This window comes from Desmonostoc muscorum LEGE 12446 (genome assembly GCF_015207005.2).
In the GTDB taxonomy this organism is placed as follows: domain Bacteria; phylum Cyanobacteriota; class Cyanobacteriia; order Cyanobacteriales; family Nostocaceae; genus Nostoc; species Nostoc muscorum.
Window position 1 is genome coordinate 449,260 of record NZ_JADEXS020000002.1, and the last position, 15,953, is coordinate 465,212.

Genomic DNA, 15,953 nt, shown 5'->3' on the forward strand with positions numbered 1-15,953 from the left:
AATTAGTATTTAAGAGCTTGAAACTCAAGCACAGTGAGAAGTCCCTGATGTTGATTGACCAAAGATTGTATTGTGCTAACTGGATTACGATGAAGGCGACGTTTTTGTTGGCGAGGAGCTTGTGCGATCGCTAATCTACGACGTTGAGTTTTATACTCAGCTATAGGTACTTCCCGAATTTGTTGAAGTAACTGTTTTTCGTTTTGAGCTACAAATAGAACTTGATATTGGCCCAAATCACGTAATTCAACAGTTGATTTGCGTCCACTAATACGTCGCTGATGGCGACGCAAATGACTAAATAAAGACTCGATTTTCAGGTTATCTGGTGGCAAACCAGGGATATCATAGCAGTGTAATAAGTCAGTACTGTATTTATCCCATAAACGTTGTAACTTTTTTTTGAGAGCAAACTGTGCCGGATTTTGTTGATGGTCAGGTTGAAACATCTGTAATAACTCTTCCATCTCACGCCGAACTTGAAAGCTTGTTAAAGGGATTTGGGCAGTCTCTGTAATATCGATTACATCATCTGAGGTACGGTCAGAATTATTAGGATAGCGCAAACAATTAGCAATTCGTCGCAACCATTGGTGCGCCTCTGACAAGTCAGACGCGACTGAACGATTATTACTTAAGGCAAGGTCCACCCATACTGATAACAGAGATAAATAATCTGTATCAATTTCCCGGTATGGTAAACTACGTAGTACTTCTCCAATAGCTAATAGTTGCTGGTAGCCCATTAAACCACCCCAACTAAACGGTTTGCGACTTGTGCGATTGACACAATCCCGAATCGCCGCACGAATTTGAGCTTCCACTGCCATTAATTCTGCGTCTCGTGACAAATAGGGGATGACTGAAAAAGGGGGGTACTATCTAGCTGCTGTTCGGAGCTTGGTTTTTGGGGTCTTTCAGAGTAATCAGGAACTTTTGGCAGCCCGTCTAAATCTGCCTTTAATTGCTGTCGGAGCTTTGTATCTAATGGCAGCACAGATTCACTCAAATTACTTAGGAAGTGTGCCTGACAACGTTGATGTGGTACATCTGTCCAAGTTGAATTTATTGCCGCGATGATTGCTGATTCCCCATCTGATAATGTTGCCAGCACTGTGTACGGCAACTCCTTATATGGTTGCAGCCACTCAATTAACCGTTGTGCTTGTGCCTGTGGCAATTGAATTGCACTAACTGGTGTGCCACTTAATACCTCGTATAACACATACAACAAAGTCCCATGACCCTCTGGCTGTAAGGCATCAATTGCCCAAATCAAACCACCATGTTCAATCGCTGTCGCAGCTAACTTCTCAGCCGTATGTGCAATCGTTCCACCCAACAGTGCCAAAAATTGACCGTATAACTTGCCCACATTGCTTTCGTTAATTTCAACACCGCGCTGGTTTAATGAGCGTTGAATTTCTACCAACTGTTGATGCTCATGTTCATGTTGCCAACCAATAAATGCCAGCACGTCTAGCCCGTAGGTACTGTAAGGCAGACTGTACTTTAGCACCCCAGTAGCGTAGTAATGTTTACCAAAATGTGTGCAATTGGGATTGGTACATTCTTTACTTTTACCTGCCACAAACACTGCACCATCCATTGTTTGAATGGTTTTACGCATGTGCCTTGGTCTACGTAGAACTAACTCTTTACCACAATGCACACATTCGATGAGCGAACATTCTAAAATTATTCGTTTGATGTTACTGAATTTTCGTTCTGGGCGATGGCGAGGCAACTTTACTATCACTAATTTTTTACTGCTGCTAGGTGCTTTCCTCAGCTTACCTGCTTTGTATACCAACTAGATAGCTAGGGAGTGCGAGGTTTGATCGCTGTTCTTCAATCGCCATCATCTGCTGCAACGCCCTTGCATTTGTAATTTCTTGCTCAGGAGTTAGCAGAGGGTAGCGTCCGATTTCTTTGAGGTAAGAGCGCACTAAGTCCGTAGTTGGGCTGGGCATACTTTCAATTAATTGTGAGGACTACTTTTATTTTTCGTTTGGGTAAAATTTTTTATTTCAAGAATTAGCTAACAAATCAAATCTTAATCATAGACTTAACTCTAACGTTTATCTTTAAGCAAATCTATAAATATAATACTTGAAATCTTTAAATAGATAAACAATAAAATTCGCTTTATTTTGTAAATAAATTTTAAAATGATGGAGAGATTTGGTTGGATTATTTACCTGCATTTCTCACAAGCTCCTTTACATTTGATGATGAGTAATAAGTAAAAAGTCATGAGGTAATAAGTAAAGATTTTACTACTCCTTACTCACTACTCATTACTCCTCCATTCGAGGTGTGGTGAGAAATCCGGGATTTATAGGTACGCTACGCTAAATTTAGAGTGAAGTCCTCTCTTGAAGAGAGGATATGTTCAAATTCGCTTCATATTTGGACAAGGATCAAATCCGCTTTGCGTAAATCAATTGAAAATTACAAATACTTAGTTAAGAAATAATCATGGATATACAATCTCTACTCACTTTGACAATCGTAGCTATCTTTTGGGCATTCGTTACTCTCGTTATATTCGAGTTCATTAACGGACTATTTGTATCGACTGCTTACGCTAGTAATGTGGTTTCGGTTAGCAATGGAAATATAGCAGCTTCTACAATCCCATCAGTATCAGAAGTAATCACACCACATGCGATGACTTTTGAAAAGTTGCCAGATCCTTGGACACTAGAGGATGAAGCTATTCATCGTACCAGTAATGAAGGCGAAAGGTTAAAGGGAAAAGGGGAAAGGGAAAGGGAAAGAGAAAATTCCATCCTTTCCCCTTTACCCCTTCCCCTTTCCCCTACTTCTGAAAGAAGTCCATTGAGATTACTGCCTCCAGTTAAAGAGATTTCACCGCAACCAAAACGTACTACTCGTTCAAATAAAGCTAACAATGCTGCCAACAAATTACCGAAAACTAAAAAGGTTGATGTAAATTCTTCAGGCAAGCGCAAGCCAGGCAGACCGCGTAAAGCTGGCTAATTCGCTTTTTAAGCCTCGGCTGATCACCGAAGAATAAATATCTGAACGTTCAAAGGTTTAAATGAGGCAATTACTTGCCTCATTTATTAGTAAGAGGAAGGCTTCGCCATAGCAAAAGTGAAAAAATAATATTGTGAGTGATGCAATGGTACAGCAACTTTTCACTCAAGGTTCTTTATTCGATTTGCAAACAGTAATCGATTATGGGCAGTCAGTTATTAGTGTTGCCCAAGAGCTTGCAAAAGTTTTAACAGATAATCGCCCTCTCTCTACGAAAACTGTTCAAGCTCAGATGAATCGCTATTTTCTAGGCAGTGCTGCGTCCGGTGCGTGGCAGTGGAAAGACGCTTACGAAGCAGTGGAAGTAGCGCAAATCTTATATCTGCGTCATCTGGGAATTAGGATTTTATCACAACAACCTCAAGTGGTTGTGCAACAATTAGAAGAATTAACAGCCCTCTGCCCAACCCAAACACGGCGTAGTGAAGAGTCAGTACAGCTTCAGCAATTCTCCACCCCTCTGCCGCTTGCTTATCTGGTAGCCAAAGCAGGATTTATACAAGCTACTGATTTGGTGCTGGAGCCAAGTGCCGGAACTGGCCTATTGGCACAAATGGCTAAACTGCACAGTGCAAGTCTGATGCTCAACGAGCTTGCACCCGATAGAAGTAAGATTCTGCGGCGATTATTCCCTGGCACACCACTATTCTCAGTAAACGCGGAACAAATTAACGACTATCTGGTTGGCAAGACTCAGCCCTCAGTTGTGCTGATGAATCCACCTTTCTCTGCATCTCCCAAAATCAGCAGTCGCAATCCCGACGCAACTAAGAGCCACATCAACTCGGCATTGCAAAGACTGGCTGACGGTGGACGGCTGGTAACAATCACAGCCAACTGGTTCTCTCCGGCTAACCCAAGCTGGCGTGAGACTTTTGTTAAGTGGCACTCGGAAGCACGAGTTTTAATGTCGGTCGGGGTTAACGGCAAGGTTTACTCAAAACATGGGACAACTATCGACACTCGGATTACAGTGATCGACAAAGTTCCGGCTGACTCCAGCGAAATCCCTTGTATTTCAGAAACCTTGGACTTACCCGAACTGCTGGCGTTGATTGAGCAATTACCTGAGCGTTCTCCGTGGGAACGCTCAGAAAAAATCAAAGCTGCTGCGAAGGCAATTGTTGTTCAATTGCCAAAACGTACTACAGTTGCACAACCAGAAACTGTTTCCTCTCTTCCAGACGACATAGTAGTGTTGGAATACGAAGTCGTCGAATGGTTTGCTACAGATGGACTCAAAGATACTTTATATGAAACCTATCGCCCACAAAGAATCCGGATCAAGGACGCTTTACCTCATCCCTCGCTACTCTGTGAGAGTGCAGCCCTAGCGCTTGTCTCGCCACCACCACCCACTTACAAACCGCATCTCCCGCGAAACATTGTCTCACAAGGATTGTTATCTGAAGCACAACTTGAAAGCGTTATTTACGCAGGTCAGGCGCACGGTGAATTTCTTTCTGGGTCTTATATTGTCGATGATTCATGGGATAATGTGACTGTAGCGGCTCAAGGCGAAGAAAATGCCGTAAAATTTCGTCGTGGCTGGTTCTTAGGCGATGGGACAGGCGCGGGGAAAGGAAGACAATGTGCAGGAATCATCCTCGACAACTGGTGTCAGGAACGAAGAAAAGCAATCTGGGTATCAAAGAGTTCTGCTCTTATTGAGGACGCACGTAGAGATTGGTGTGCGCTCGGAGGTAGTGAAAAAGATATCATTGACCTGAGTAACATCAAACTTGGCGACCCCATCCCTTTCACCCAAGGTATTCTGTTCTGCACCTACTCAACTCTGCGCTCTCAAAAGAACGGCAAAAGTCGGCTTAAGCAAATCGTTGAGTGGGCTGGCATTGGCTTTGAGGGAGCGATCGCTTTCGACGAGTGCCACAGCATGGGTAACGCAATGGCACAAGAGAGCAAACTCGGTATGGTTGCAGCATCCCAGCAAGGCATTGTTGGGCTGAGGTTGCAAAACGCATTACCGCAGGCACGGGTTGTCTATGTCTCCGCGACTGGAGCGACGAAGGTTTCCAACCTATCTTACACAAATCGTCTAGGGCTTTGGCAGACTGGGGATTTCCCGTTTACCTCCCGTGAGGATTTTGTGGAATCCATTGAGGGCGGTGGTATCGCCGCGATGGAGATTGTGGCTAGAGATTTGAAAGCACTCGGTCTGTATTTGGCGCGGAGTCTTTCATTCGAGGGAGTTGAGTACCAGACTCTCGAAATTGAGTTAACGCCGACGCAGGAACGTAGTTATAACAGCTATTCTGATGCTTTTCAAGTTATTCACCATAATTTAGATAAAGCCCTGGAAGCTTGTAATATCTCTGGTTCCAAGACTTACAACCGTGCTGCGAAGATGAGCGCAGTGTCTCAGTTCGAGTCGCATAAGCAAAGATTCTTCAATCATCTGTTGACTGGCATGAAATGCCCCACCTTGATCAAAGCGATTGAGCAGGATTTAGCCCAAGGTCTTGCAATTGTCATTCAAATAGTTTCGACTAATGAAGAACTTTTGAAACGACGACTTGATGAAGTTCCGGCTTCCGAATGGAAGGATCTCAATCTTGACTTGACCCCACGAGAATATGTGATGGATTACCTGATGAGTGCTTTCCCTGTTCATCTGCATTCCATTCATTCTGGCGTTGATGGAGAAGAAAGATCCGAGCCGGTCTTTGACGCTGATGGCTCTCCAGTTATTTCACAAGAAGCTGTAGCTTTGAGAGATGCCTTAGTCGATAAGTTAGCATGTCTTGACCCAATCCCTGGCGCATTAGAACAATTGCTGTGGCACTTTGGGCACAAACAAATTGCCGAAGTTACAGGTCGTAGCAAACGAGTTCTGAAAGATGAATCTGGACGTTTGTTCGTTGATTCACGGGGTAGTGGCGCGAATATTGCTGAAACTGCTGCATTCATGCAGGGTGACAAACAAATCCTCATCTTCAGTGACGCTGGTGCGACAGGCAGAAGTTATCATGCCGATCTAAATGCTGCGAATCGTCGCCGGCGATCGCATTATTTGTTGGAAGCTGGATGGAGGGCAGACAACGCAATTCAAGGACTTGGGCGCTCACACCGCACAAACCAAGCATCAGCACCCGTGTTCAGACCTGTTACCACTAACGTTATCGGTGAACGCCGCTTTATCTCAACCATTGCCCGAAGGCTGGATAGCTTGGGCGCTCTTACTCGTGGTCAACGGCAGACGGGTGGCAATGGGATATTTGAGGCTAAAGATAATCTGGAATCGAACTATGCAGAACACGCTTTGTATGAGTTATTTAAGCAAATCTTCCAAGGTCGATTTTATGAAGTGTCACTCGGCACTTTCGAGCAAATGACAGGTTTATCGCTCACTTCCCACGAAGGCGGCATGAAAATCGACCTCCCACCCCTACGTCAATTCCTCAATCGACTACTGGCTTTACGAATTGATATGCAAAACGTCATTTTCGAGAGGTTTGAACTACTCTTGAGCCAGCAGATTGAAGCAGCGATCGCGGCGGGGGTCTACGAGATGGGTGTGGAAACTTTACGGGCTGAACGGTTTACTGTTGAGAGCCAGGAAGCTGTATATACTCATCCTGTTACTGGTAGCGTCACCAATTACTTGAAAGTGGAACGCACCCAAAGAAACAACATCAGAACTGCTGACGAGATGTTAGAGTTCGCCACTCAATATCAAGGAAAGCTCATGATCAACTCCAAGTCAGGCAATGCTGCTGTATCAATTCCGACACATAGTATCTACGACGCGGATGGTGGTGTTGTCCCAAGAGTTTTGCTGATTCGTCCACAGAAAGAAACTCGCCTACCAGTCCAAGACTTGGAATCTTCCACTTGGCGGCAGGTTTCGGCTGACACCTTTGCTGCTGCTTGGTCTATTGAAGTAGACGCACTGCCCAAGTTCACTACCGATTACCTGCATTTGGTAACTGGTATTCTCCTACCCATCTGGAAAATACTACCACAGCACAATAGCCGAGTCTTCCGGTTGCAAACCAGCGATGGACAAAAGATTCTCGGTCGGGTGGTGAATGCTCACGACATTCAAACCGTGCGCGAACAACTTGGACTAAGGAACCAGCTGCTTTCTCCAGAAGAACTTGTGAAGCTGGTATTAAACGAGAGATATACACAGCAACTACCAGGAGGAATTACGCTGCGGCGGTCTTTCGTTGCTAATGAACCTCGCATAGAACTGGTTAATGCTATCTCACTGGCAGAGCGACTCTTAGCTGTGGGTTGCTTCACCGAGATCATCAACTGGCAAAAGCGGATATTCATTCCGGTTTCAGACAAAGCACCAGCTATTCTAGCGGCTGTGATTGAAATCTTAGGTTAATTCCTAACCTCAAAGACCCAGACATTCAATCTGGGTCTTTTTCCACGGGTTATCAAATTCTGTCTGTGGATTTTCATTAACCATGTACTTAGATTGGGCAGAGCAAACTGTTAGACAAACGCTCCATCGGTGGCTCTCGTGTGGATTAACTCTTCTCTGTGGGAAGCGCCAGGACGAGGCAAAACAAGACGTTGGACTACAATAGCATCCTTTCTGGCAGTGAGAACTATGGACAGTTGTTCTCTCAAGCATTTAGTGGCTCATATTGCTTGTACCCAACTTTTTGCTTCTAGTTGAAATATTCTGAGTTCCGTCTTCTCTACATCAATAGAATTTAGGAGCTTGCGCCCTTCATTTTTTGATCAATTTCTTTTAACTTACTTTCTAGAGCCTGACGAATTTCTTTAAGCTGATTATAGGCTAATCCTTCAAGCTCAAGAGCGCCTATAGTTTTAACTGTTTTAATAACCTTACTATTTTGGTTAGTTGTGTTTTCAGAGGATTTGTGCTTTTCTAATATCTCTTTTACTAAAGCTTTTGTTTGACTTAAAGAAAGTTTCTCTTGAATAACCTTCTCAGTTAGTTGGATTCTTACTTTGCGAGCTTGAGTTTCATTGATTTTTAGTTGAGTAGCAGATAGCTTATTCAATTCTTTAGCTTTGCTGCTCTCTAACCCTTCCTCTCGAATAGCATTTTTTAAATCCTTTGATAATTTGAGTAAAGGGAAAATATTAGTGTCAATAGAGGTAGGGTTAAGCTGTAATGCTAAAATTACATTAAATATTTTTTGTTCTTCAGCACTTTTGAAATCAACAGTTTCTAGCCACTGCCTTTGAGTTTCTGGAGAAGCTAATCGGATATCGGACAGTTCTAAATTTTTACGGTTACGCTCTAATCGGCTCATTGCGGCGTTAAGTAAGCGTGGTATGGAATCTTTCTGTTCTGACAACTCAGGATAGTCATAGATAATTTGTTGAATCAAAGATTCTGCTAAGTCAAGGGCATTAAGATCCTCTCTATGCAAAGTTGTTGAAAGAGCTTGTCGATGAAGTTCGCGGTCATTTGCTTCAATTTCAGTAATTATATATACAGCTTTTAGTGTTTTCCATCCAATTTCAGGTGCTGCTCGCCATCGTCTTTCTCCATCAAATAATAAGTATCTACCATTAGATAGAGGAATGAGAATTACAGGAGTATGTTGTCCTTGCTTTTTAAGGAGTTCAGCCATTCCCTTTATACTGGCTTTAGTAAAAGTTTGCCTGGGTTGGCGAGGATTTCGATCAATCAAGTTAATTGGAACTTCTGAAACTCCTTGTTTGTCAGCTAATTCTGTAACTAGCTCTTGAATACGGGCTTCTAGAACAATTTTTTCTTCACTATCAACTTCCACGGCTCGAAGTTGATTAATTTCAGCTTCGAGTTCCTCAACTCGTTTAGTTAAATGATGAATTTTTTGTGATTGTCCTGCATTTGCAAACGCATTAGAAATATCTGGTTTTAGCATTAGTCCTGACTCATTAGCTCTATAATTTTGGCAACGATGGGGTCAAAGTCTTTAATAGCTTCACAAGCAGGTGCAAATAAATGAATGGGTTGCCCTACTCCACTCGCATTAATAAATTGGTTTGATTCTCTAATTGGCGGAAAACATGAAATCCCAAGCTCTTGTAACTGATTAGGGATTTCTTCTCCAATGTTTCGATGGGCGGCTACTTTCTTTATATTTACTTGTGACGGTACAAATCCTAATATTTTAGGCTCTGGTCGTAGTCGTAACTCGTTGATCTTGTCATAAAACCAATTAATTAAACCTGCTGAACCATACAAAGCTTTATATTCTAGCTGCATTACAACCAATATGTCTGTCGCTGCGGCTAAAGCTACTAGACCCATAGGTTCCAGACCACCTGGGTTATCCAGAATAATAATGTCAGATTCAAGCGGATAGTCTTCTAAACGATCATGAAGCAGGTAATATTTTCTGGAATGAGAGTAAATTTTATGAATACTTTCTTCTAACGGAGCGCCGCCTAAAATAACATTGACATTATGGATTTTGTTTTCCCAAATAGGGAACAAAGGGTAATTGCCTTTGAAATCATCTCTGAAAACAGACGCTAGGGTTTTTTCAGGGGGAGGATCTTCAGTTTTTGAAAAAGCCCCCGTAAAGATTTTAAGAGAACCTAATGGGTCTAGTTCAATAACTGTGACTGAGTAACCTTTTTTGCCAAGGATGTACGCTAAATGTGTTACTAAAGTTGTTTTTCCAGTTCCACCAGCATTGGATTTAACATCTAATCTAATTTTTCTTTTAACTGCTTTCTTTTTCATAGCTCAAAAACTAAAGGCTTATGGAGTAACGTTACTCCACTTTTTGAGAAAATTCTAAGATCCTGCATGGAGTAATGTCACTCCATGCAGGATCTTAGTGTAATTTATCTAATTTTTTTTTAATGTTGCACTAAATATTAGCCGATTTATGCAAGGTCATCAATGACTGTAGAGGTTGAGTTTTAAAAGAATACTATATATGGCATCTACAAGTTGCCTTAAAAAACAGAGGCAATAAGGATAGTTATAGTTACATTAAAAATAGTCTGTCAAAAACTTTGACTCCAATGAGCATGGAATCTACTAAGCGACCACCCAAGCCACAACAACCAAAATTGATTAAGCACGTCCCTGCGGCTAAACAACTAGAAGTGCAGGAATTGACCAACAGTGATGCTCAAGTAGAACCATACCAAGATGTAGCGGAAACACCTGCTATTTATGCAGTTCCAAAAACAGTAGCTCAGTCAACCGAGAGTGCATCTAAACCAACAGAGAAACAAGAGCTATTTAGCCCTACCCCGGCTGATGACAAGTTGCCGAAAGAACTCACAACTGGCCAACAGCCTGACCATGCCCCTGTCGAGGAAAAACCCCTAGAACCGCCAAAAGTTAAGCCGCACGTGACTGGCAAGCGCAACAAGAAAAAAATAGATTCACCACGAGCAACCAAACCTTATATACCCTTTCAAGACCGCCCCGAAGAACCAGAATTACCGCCATCACCCTGTCAGCACATGCAATTCCTGGATTGCAATTCGGAGGTAGGGCGTGTGATATTCGAGTGCTATCACTGCTTGCAGGGGATAATCAGCGAGTACACAGGAGATCCCTTAATGGGCGAGTACAAAGGACGACCTTCAGTGATTTTCACAAAGGTAAAATGCCCTAACTGTGAGCAAACAGCCATTAGGCTGCAAGCAAGGGAAGTGCTTTCGATTACGGCGATACCTTCACCTTGGCAGCAATGATGGCACACTCCCTCCTCAAGAGTGATTAGTAAGAGATATTTACGATTGATAATGCAAAAGCTGAGATTTTTACCCTCAATAATAACTGCACTAACGGCACTGACACTAACTAGTTGCAGCACTACTACTGCTGAACAGTATGAAGCTACAGCACTCACCAGTTACTCCTGGCTCGTTTTGTATGCGAATAACCTAACCAGTGAACCACGACCCCGCATTGAAACCTTTGCTACTACTTCGGTGCTGAATCGAAATGGAGTAAAACCACCGGGAGAAGTAATTGGCCCAGATGATCGAGGGCTATGGTGGCCTACTTTACCTCCGCGGCCAAGTGTTGATGAAGTTGAACAACGCAAAAAATCTCCAGAAGAGGCAAGCAAACCTGAACTAGTGAAAGATGTAAAGTTCTTTCCTGACCTATGGAGTGGGTAATTCTCAGAACACGCTACCTACTAACTATGAAGTTTATCGACAAGTGGTAAAAGCTTACCCAGAAAGAACTCCTTTGGAATTGACTTTGGGTGTGAATGTTGAAGAAGAATTCAGAAGTCAGAATTCAGGAGTCAGAATCAATCAGTAGGGGATTCAGACGCGCGACTGAATTGTTGCACCACCAAATCATAGATTTGGTGGGGGTTTTAAACCCGATTATTCAGACGCTCGAGTACTCGCTAACGCTGCGCTATCCGCTTTTTCGGTCAAAAAACATTGCTGAATTCTGACTCCTGACTCCTGAATTCTGTTCGATAATTCAGTTGAGAAAGCTGAACCTGTAAGCAAGTAGTGACCCACTCGTTACGTATTCAGCAAGAAGTTAGAGTGAAAGACTGAATTGCTTTTCAACAATCTTATTGACAGTAAAGTATAAATCAAAGAGTCAAAAATGATCTAATTTAATTTCTGCTGCGTTGATAAAAAAGATTTCAAAAAATCCTATTGGGGGCTATATGGGGGCTATATATACCCCAACAATATCTCAGGACTTTTGGGATATTTTGACCCCTATATAGGGTATATATAGGTGCTAAATGGGGTATATTTGACTAATTAACATTTTGTACCCCACTTAGCCCCCAAGAGGTTATGATAAACTCTTGAGATTAGGAAAAGAAGGTGAAGTTATTTTATTCTTCTTTCTCTTGCTCTTGCAGATCACTTGAACAGATAATTTTCACTTTCTTAAAGTGTATTACTTGGAGCAGATGTCAAACATTCACACCTTACAAAAAATTTTTCCTGCGGGTTTCGATAACGGTTACGGAAGTCTCAAACTTTTAGTCGATGGCTTTGAAGTAGTTCGTGTCCCCAGCTATATAACCAATGCCGAGATGGAAGATGTACCAGGACGTGTAGTTTTTAACGGTAGTGCTTATACAGTTGGAGAGTCTGCTTACCGGACAGGAAATTATTTTGACCGGAATACCGATAATAATGAAAACAAAGTCAACAACGCATTGTTGACTTTATTGGGTGCATTGGCACATTTGCCACACCGTAAGGCTTGGCATTTAAAATTAGTCGTTAGCTTACATGATGTTGCTCTAGCTGACGAATTGCAAAAAGTACTAAACGGAGAATATCAGCCAATACTTGCTGGCAAACAATCAGACGTGAAGATCGAAGTGCTGAAAGTTGTACTAGAGGGTATGGGTGCATTATTTGGGCATCCACTGCCAAAAAAATTAACCATTTTAGACTTTGGCAATGGAACAACCCTGTATTCTCGTTACAACCGGGGTCAACGAGAAGTTCACACCGCCTACCCCATCGGTGTAGAAGTTCTCATCGATGATATTTCCCAAAAAATGAAACATTTAAATGGCGGAAAAATCGGAGACCCATCCAAAATCCGATTTTGTTTGGAAATGGGGCATACCCGATACAGCCGTGACATCGATATTAAAGATATATACAGTACTTCTTTAAAAGATTGGTATGAAAAATACTTGAAGAAAGTGGTGAATCTCACGCTTGATGCCAAACACCAAGGGGATGAAATCTGGGCGATTGGTGGAGGCTGTCTGTTACCAGGATTTAAAAAATTGTTAGAAAAGAATGGCTTCAAAATCCTGGACAACCCGGTGGAAGCCAATGTCTTTGGGCTTTTAGAAATGGCAAAAACCATTACCAGCAAGAATCCAACAACTACATCTCTAAAGTGATCATAATGACAGATAAACAAGACTTAGCACCGGAAAAGGTTCGGATCAAAGATAGCTACCGTGAGCGGATATTTGCCGAATCACAGCAACTAGGTAAAAGTTACCTAGAGACGCTTTACTTTATCATTGATTGTTATTTTGCTTATCATATAGGGTGCATTTCCCACTCAACAAGTAGCTTTCACTCCTATTAATACTGAACATAACAAACTTACTTCAATGACTCAAGAGCCATCTACTATCGAAAACCAAGAGGATTCTGATGACCAAACCTTCACTCTTGATTTTGAGTTGTAGGGAAGTATGGGACTGCTGCTTCTATAGTGCATAAGTCAAGTAAAATTTAGCGATCGCCTGTGCCAGTTGCGTAAGTCCTGCTGGATTTTCTCGGTTTATCCCTAATTCTTTCTCTCCATTATTTAGGCAATTATTATACTCTCCGTGCAAATGTAAGGAGCTTGAATCTAAATGGGAATATTTAGTTGATACTCCATATTTTTTTACTACTTCTAAAGCAATTATTAGGAAAAATTTTGTTAATCCATATTTGTACAGCTTATCCATTATTCTGCCTATTTTGTCATCATTTAAATCCTCTGCTTTAATCCCTGAACCCAATAAATGCTCTATTGCTTTATCTTCAAAAAATTGAGAAAATAAATATAATGGCCTCGACACAAAACCTAGTCCGTTAAGAATGATTGCTTTGACTACTTCTCCTGTATTAACTTTCTCTCTACTATCGATTAAGAATATCTCATTGAGTTTTTCTACTATTTCTATCTCATCTATTATTCCTGCTATTATTCCCAAGTGATCTAAGTTTTTACTCTCAAACTCTTCTTTTTGGTAATTCATATCTTTGGGTATTTTTATTTAATTCAGGCTCCTGCATCTCATTTTTGCTCCTGAATTTATTGTCAATACCTCATGAATTTCCATTTTTTGGCACTTTTTATACTACTGTCTATATTTATTACTCACTTAACCATGTGTTTATATGTAAGCTCTTTTTGCTATTTATTATACTCATGTTTGTTCTACAAAATGAAGTGCGGAATGTGAGTTTTATCTCTTAGAATCAAAAAACCACTTGTCTTAAGCAAGAATACTAGAGATAAATGTAATAAATAAAATCAGTACATAGCATCTGGTTTTTAGCGATTGCACGTTTTTTATGCGACCTCACCAAATCGCGTTGCTCCCGTAGTCCCCTACTTTTAAAAGATCCTCTGAGAAATAACTGTTTTAATTTTTTCTGAAAAATTATGAAAATTTAGGTCGAACTCACCTATTTTTATTTGTTATTATACTAATCTGGCTTAGTCTAAAAATATCGAAGAGTCAATCTAGGTAAATCGAAGAAATAATGTTTGCAATTACCTGTAACTTTTAGTGTGATTATTTTTGTGATTATTGATATTCTTAAGAAAACAACTAAACAACTAAGTTATCAATCGCTGGTAAAAACGACTTTGATTGTGCTTTTTGCAATTTTCAATAAATTAAAATCAACCCAGAAATCTGTACCAGCAGGATACTAACGATATTTAATTGGCAACATTACTAATTGAATAAAACTAGGAAGAAATCGTGTCTCTCGAACAAATTAAAGCATTTTATCAACGATTAGCAACTAATGAACTTTTCCGAACTCAAATACAAGAAGTGAAAAGCAAAAAAGATGGATCTCCTCCGCCACCTCCTAATTTTTGAGTAGTTACTTTTACGCTTAGATGTCAGCTTAATAAAAAATAATCTATTCGGGCTTTTCATACAGTAATTAAGGATGATTTAATGAGCGAATATCGCCGCATTAGTTATGCTGTCTGGGAAATTACCCTTAAGTGTAACCTCGCCTGTCAGCATTGTGGCTCACGAGCAGGTCACACCCGCGCTAAAGAACTCACCACCTCAGAAGCCTTAAACCTCGTCCAACAGCTCGCAGAAGTTGGGATCAAAGAAGTCACCCTCATCGGTGGTGAAGCCTTTCTCCGTTCCGACTGGCTAGAGATTGCCCAAGCAATTACTCAAGTGGGGATGATCTGCGGGATGACGACTGGGGGCTATGGCATCAATTTAGATACTGCTCGAAAAATGAAAGAAGCTGGGATTAGAGTAGTGTCTGTCTCGGTAGATGGGTTAGAAGAAACACACGATCGCTTGCGGGGGAAAAAGGGATCTTGGCAATGGGCATTTAAAACCATGAGCCATCTTAAAGAAGTCGGCATTCCCTTCGGTTGCAATACGCAAATCAACCGCCTTTCTGCCCGAGAATTTCCCCAAATCTACGAATACATCCGCGATGCAGGAGTGTTTGCTTGGCAGATTCAGTTAACTGTACCAATGGGGAATGCAGCCGACAATAACGAGATCCTAGTGCAACCTTACGAACTGCTAGATATTTATCCGATGATTGCTCGCATTGTCCAACGGGCGAACCAAGAGGGAGTAAAGGTACAACCAGGAAATAATATCGGGTATTACGGGCCTTATGAAAGGTTCTTGCGTGGCGGGGATGCTTGGTCATTTTGGCAAGGATGCACGGCGGGACTAGCGGCGTTAGGAATTGAAGCAGATGGGGCAATTAAGGGGTGTCCATCGTTACCGACTGCTGCTTATACAGGAGGAAATATTCGCGATCGCTCTCTGGGAACCATCATTGAGGAAACAGAAGAGTTGCGGTTCAATCTGGGGGCAGATACTCCCAAGGGGACGGAGCATTTGTGGGGGTTCTGTAAAACCTGCGAATTTGCTCAACTCTGTCGCGGGGGCTGTAGTTGGACGGCTCATGTCTTTTTTGACCGCAGAGGAAATAATCCCTACTGTCACCATCGCGCTTTGACTCAGGCAAAACGGGGCATTCGAGAGCGATTTTATTTGGAGCAACCCGCCGCAGGAGTGCCGTTTGATAATGGGAAGTTTGTTTTAGTTGAAGAAGCTATTGATGCACCTTTGCCAGAGAATGAGCCACTTCAGTTTTCTGCTTCTCGTATTCAATGGCCGGATAGTTGGCGGGAGGAGACAGAGTTGACCCGATCTTTGGTGGGGATAAATCATTAAAAA

The 15,953-nt window shown here is 41.8% G+C and carries 11 protein-coding genes and 3 pseudogenes; 8 read left to right on the forward strand and 6 right to left on the reverse strand.

What is annotated here, in order from left to right:
* Positions 1-2: 2 nt before the first annotated feature.
* The 3 genes from IQ276_RS38420 to IQ276_RS38430 all read right to left on the reverse strand — a co-directional run bounded on the left by IQ276_RS38420 (position 3) and on the right by IQ276_RS38430 (position 1,973).
* Positions 3-830, reverse strand: a complete 828-nt coding sequence (locus tag IQ276_RS38420) for a hypothetical protein (RefSeq protein ID WP_193925712.1) — start codon at positions 828-830, stop codon at positions 3-5.
* Entirely contained in the window at positions 830-1,630 is an 801-nt protein-coding gene (locus IQ276_RS38425) for a hypothetical protein (protein ID WP_193925714.1), read from the reverse strand. Before IQ276_RS38425 ends, IQ276_RS38420 begins: the two co-directional genes overlap by 1 nt.
* A 163-nt stretch (positions 1,631-1,793) precedes the next feature.
* Positions 1,794-1,973, reverse strand: coding sequence for a sigma-70 factor domain-containing protein (locus IQ276_RS38430; RefSeq protein WP_235116483.1), 180 nt, complete (start codon positions 1,971-1,973; stop codon positions 1,794-1,796).
* A gap of 508 nt (positions 1,974-2,481) precedes the next feature.
* Between IQ276_RS38430 and IQ276_RS38435 the strand changes: the two genes are divergently transcribed.
* Positions 2,482-3,006: a hypothetical protein gene (locus IQ276_RS38435; protein ID WP_190884434.1), complete on the forward strand. Its 525-nt coding sequence runs from the start codon at positions 2,482-2,484 to the stop codon at positions 3,004-3,006.
* Between the two features lie 133 nt (positions 3,007-3,139).
* Entirely contained in the window at positions 3,140-7,423 is a 4,284-nt protein-coding gene (locus IQ276_RS38440; protein ID WP_235116485.1) for a strawberry notch family protein, read from the forward strand.
* A gap of 334 nt (positions 7,424-7,757) precedes the next feature.
* Here the strand turns inward: IQ276_RS38440 and IQ276_RS38445 are convergent, their stop codons facing one another.
* Positions 7,758-8,927: a ParB/RepB/Spo0J family partition protein gene (locus IQ276_RS38445; RefSeq protein WP_193920017.1), complete on the reverse strand. Its 1,170-nt coding sequence runs from the start codon at positions 8,925-8,927 to the stop codon at positions 7,758-7,760.
* Complete coding sequence (locus IQ276_RS38450; RefSeq protein ID WP_193920018.1) at positions 8,927-9,754, reverse strand: ParA family protein; 828 nt, start codon at positions 9,752-9,754, stop codon at positions 8,927-8,929. Before IQ276_RS38450 ends, IQ276_RS38445 begins: the two co-directional genes overlap by 1 nt.
* A gap of 293 nt (positions 9,755-10,047) precedes the next feature.
* Between IQ276_RS38450 and IQ276_RS38455 the strand changes: the two genes are divergently transcribed.
* The 4 genes and pseudogenes from IQ276_RS38455 to IQ276_RS41210 all read left to right on the forward strand — a co-directional run bounded on the left by IQ276_RS38455 (position 10,048) and on the right by IQ276_RS41210 (position 13,184).
* Positions 10,048-10,725, forward strand: coding sequence for a hypothetical protein (locus IQ276_RS38455; protein WP_228043283.1), 678 nt, complete (start codon positions 10,048-10,050; stop codon positions 10,723-10,725).
* Positions 10,726-10,776: 51 nt separating this feature from the next.
* Positions 10,777-11,305 (forward strand): annotated as a pseudogene (locus IQ276_RS38460) (hypothetical protein).
* Positions 11,306-11,927: 622 nt separating this feature from the next.
* Positions 11,928-12,887 (forward strand): ParM/StbA family protein, encoded by a 960-nt coding sequence (locus IQ276_RS38465; RefSeq protein WP_235116487.1) that lies wholly within the window; start codon positions 11,928-11,930, stop codon positions 12,885-12,887.
* Positions 12,888-12,892: 5 nt separating this feature from the next.
* Positions 12,893-13,184 (forward strand): annotated as a pseudogene (locus IQ276_RS41210) (hypothetical protein).
* 66 nt (positions 13,185-13,250) lie between these two features.
* Here IQ276_RS41210 and IQ276_RS38475 read toward each other — a convergent pair.
* Positions 13,251-13,745 (reverse strand): annotated as a pseudogene (locus IQ276_RS38475) (IS1634 family transposase); the annotation flags it as partial.
* Between the two features lie 735 nt (positions 13,746-14,480).
* Between IQ276_RS38475 and IQ276_RS38480 the strand changes: the two are divergent.
* Both IQ276_RS38480 and IQ276_RS38485 read left to right on the forward strand, forming a co-directional pair.
* A complete protein-coding gene (locus tag IQ276_RS38480; RefSeq protein WP_193918940.1) occupies positions 14,481-14,603 on the forward strand; it encodes a Nif11-like leader peptide family natural product precursor in 123 nt (40 codons plus the stop codon).
* An 81-nt stretch (positions 14,604-14,684) separates the two neighbouring features.
* Complete coding sequence (locus IQ276_RS38485) at positions 14,685-15,950, forward strand: nif11-class peptide radical SAM maturase 3 (RefSeq protein ID WP_193918938.1); 1,266 nt, start codon at positions 14,685-14,687, stop codon at positions 15,948-15,950.
* Positions 15,951-15,953 lie beyond the last annotated feature (3 nt).

What these genes read in the sequence shown, in the direction of transcription:
- IQ276_RS38420 (WP_193925712.1), bottom strand. Translation starts at nt 830, where the DNA reads ATGGCAGTGGAAGCTCAAATTCGTGCGGCGATTCGGGATTGTGTCAAT.
- IQ276_RS38425 (WP_193925714.1), bottom strand. Translation starts at nt 1,630, where the DNA reads ATGCGTAAAACCATTCAAACAATGGATGGTGCAGTGTTTGTGGCAGGT.
- IQ276_RS38430 (WP_235116483.1), bottom strand. Translation starts at nt 1,973, where the DNA reads ATGCCCAGCCCAACTACGGACTTAGTGCGCTCTTACCTCAAAGAAATC.
- IQ276_RS38435 (WP_190884434.1), top strand. Translation starts at nt 2,482, where the DNA reads ATGGATATACAATCTCTACTCACTTTGACAATCGTAGCTATCTTTTGG.
- IQ276_RS38445 (WP_193920017.1), bottom strand. Translation starts at nt 8,927, where the DNA reads ATGCTAAAACCAGATATTTCTAATGCGTTTGCAAATGCAGGACAATCA.
- IQ276_RS38450 (WP_193920018.1), bottom strand. Translation starts at nt 9,754, where the DNA reads ATGAAAAAGAAAGCAGTTAAAAGAAAAATTAGATTAGATGTTAAATCC.
- IQ276_RS38455 (WP_228043283.1), top strand. Translation starts at nt 10,048, where the DNA reads ATGGAATCTACTAAGCGACCACCCAAGCCACAACAACCAAAATTGATT.
- IQ276_RS38465 (WP_235116487.1), top strand. Translation starts at nt 11,928, where the DNA reads ATGTCAAACATTCACACCTTACAAAAAATTTTTCCTGCGGGTTTCGAT.
- IQ276_RS38485 (WP_193918938.1), top strand. Translation starts at nt 14,685, where the DNA reads ATGAGCGAATATCGCCGCATTAGTTATGCTGTCTGGGAAATTACCCTT.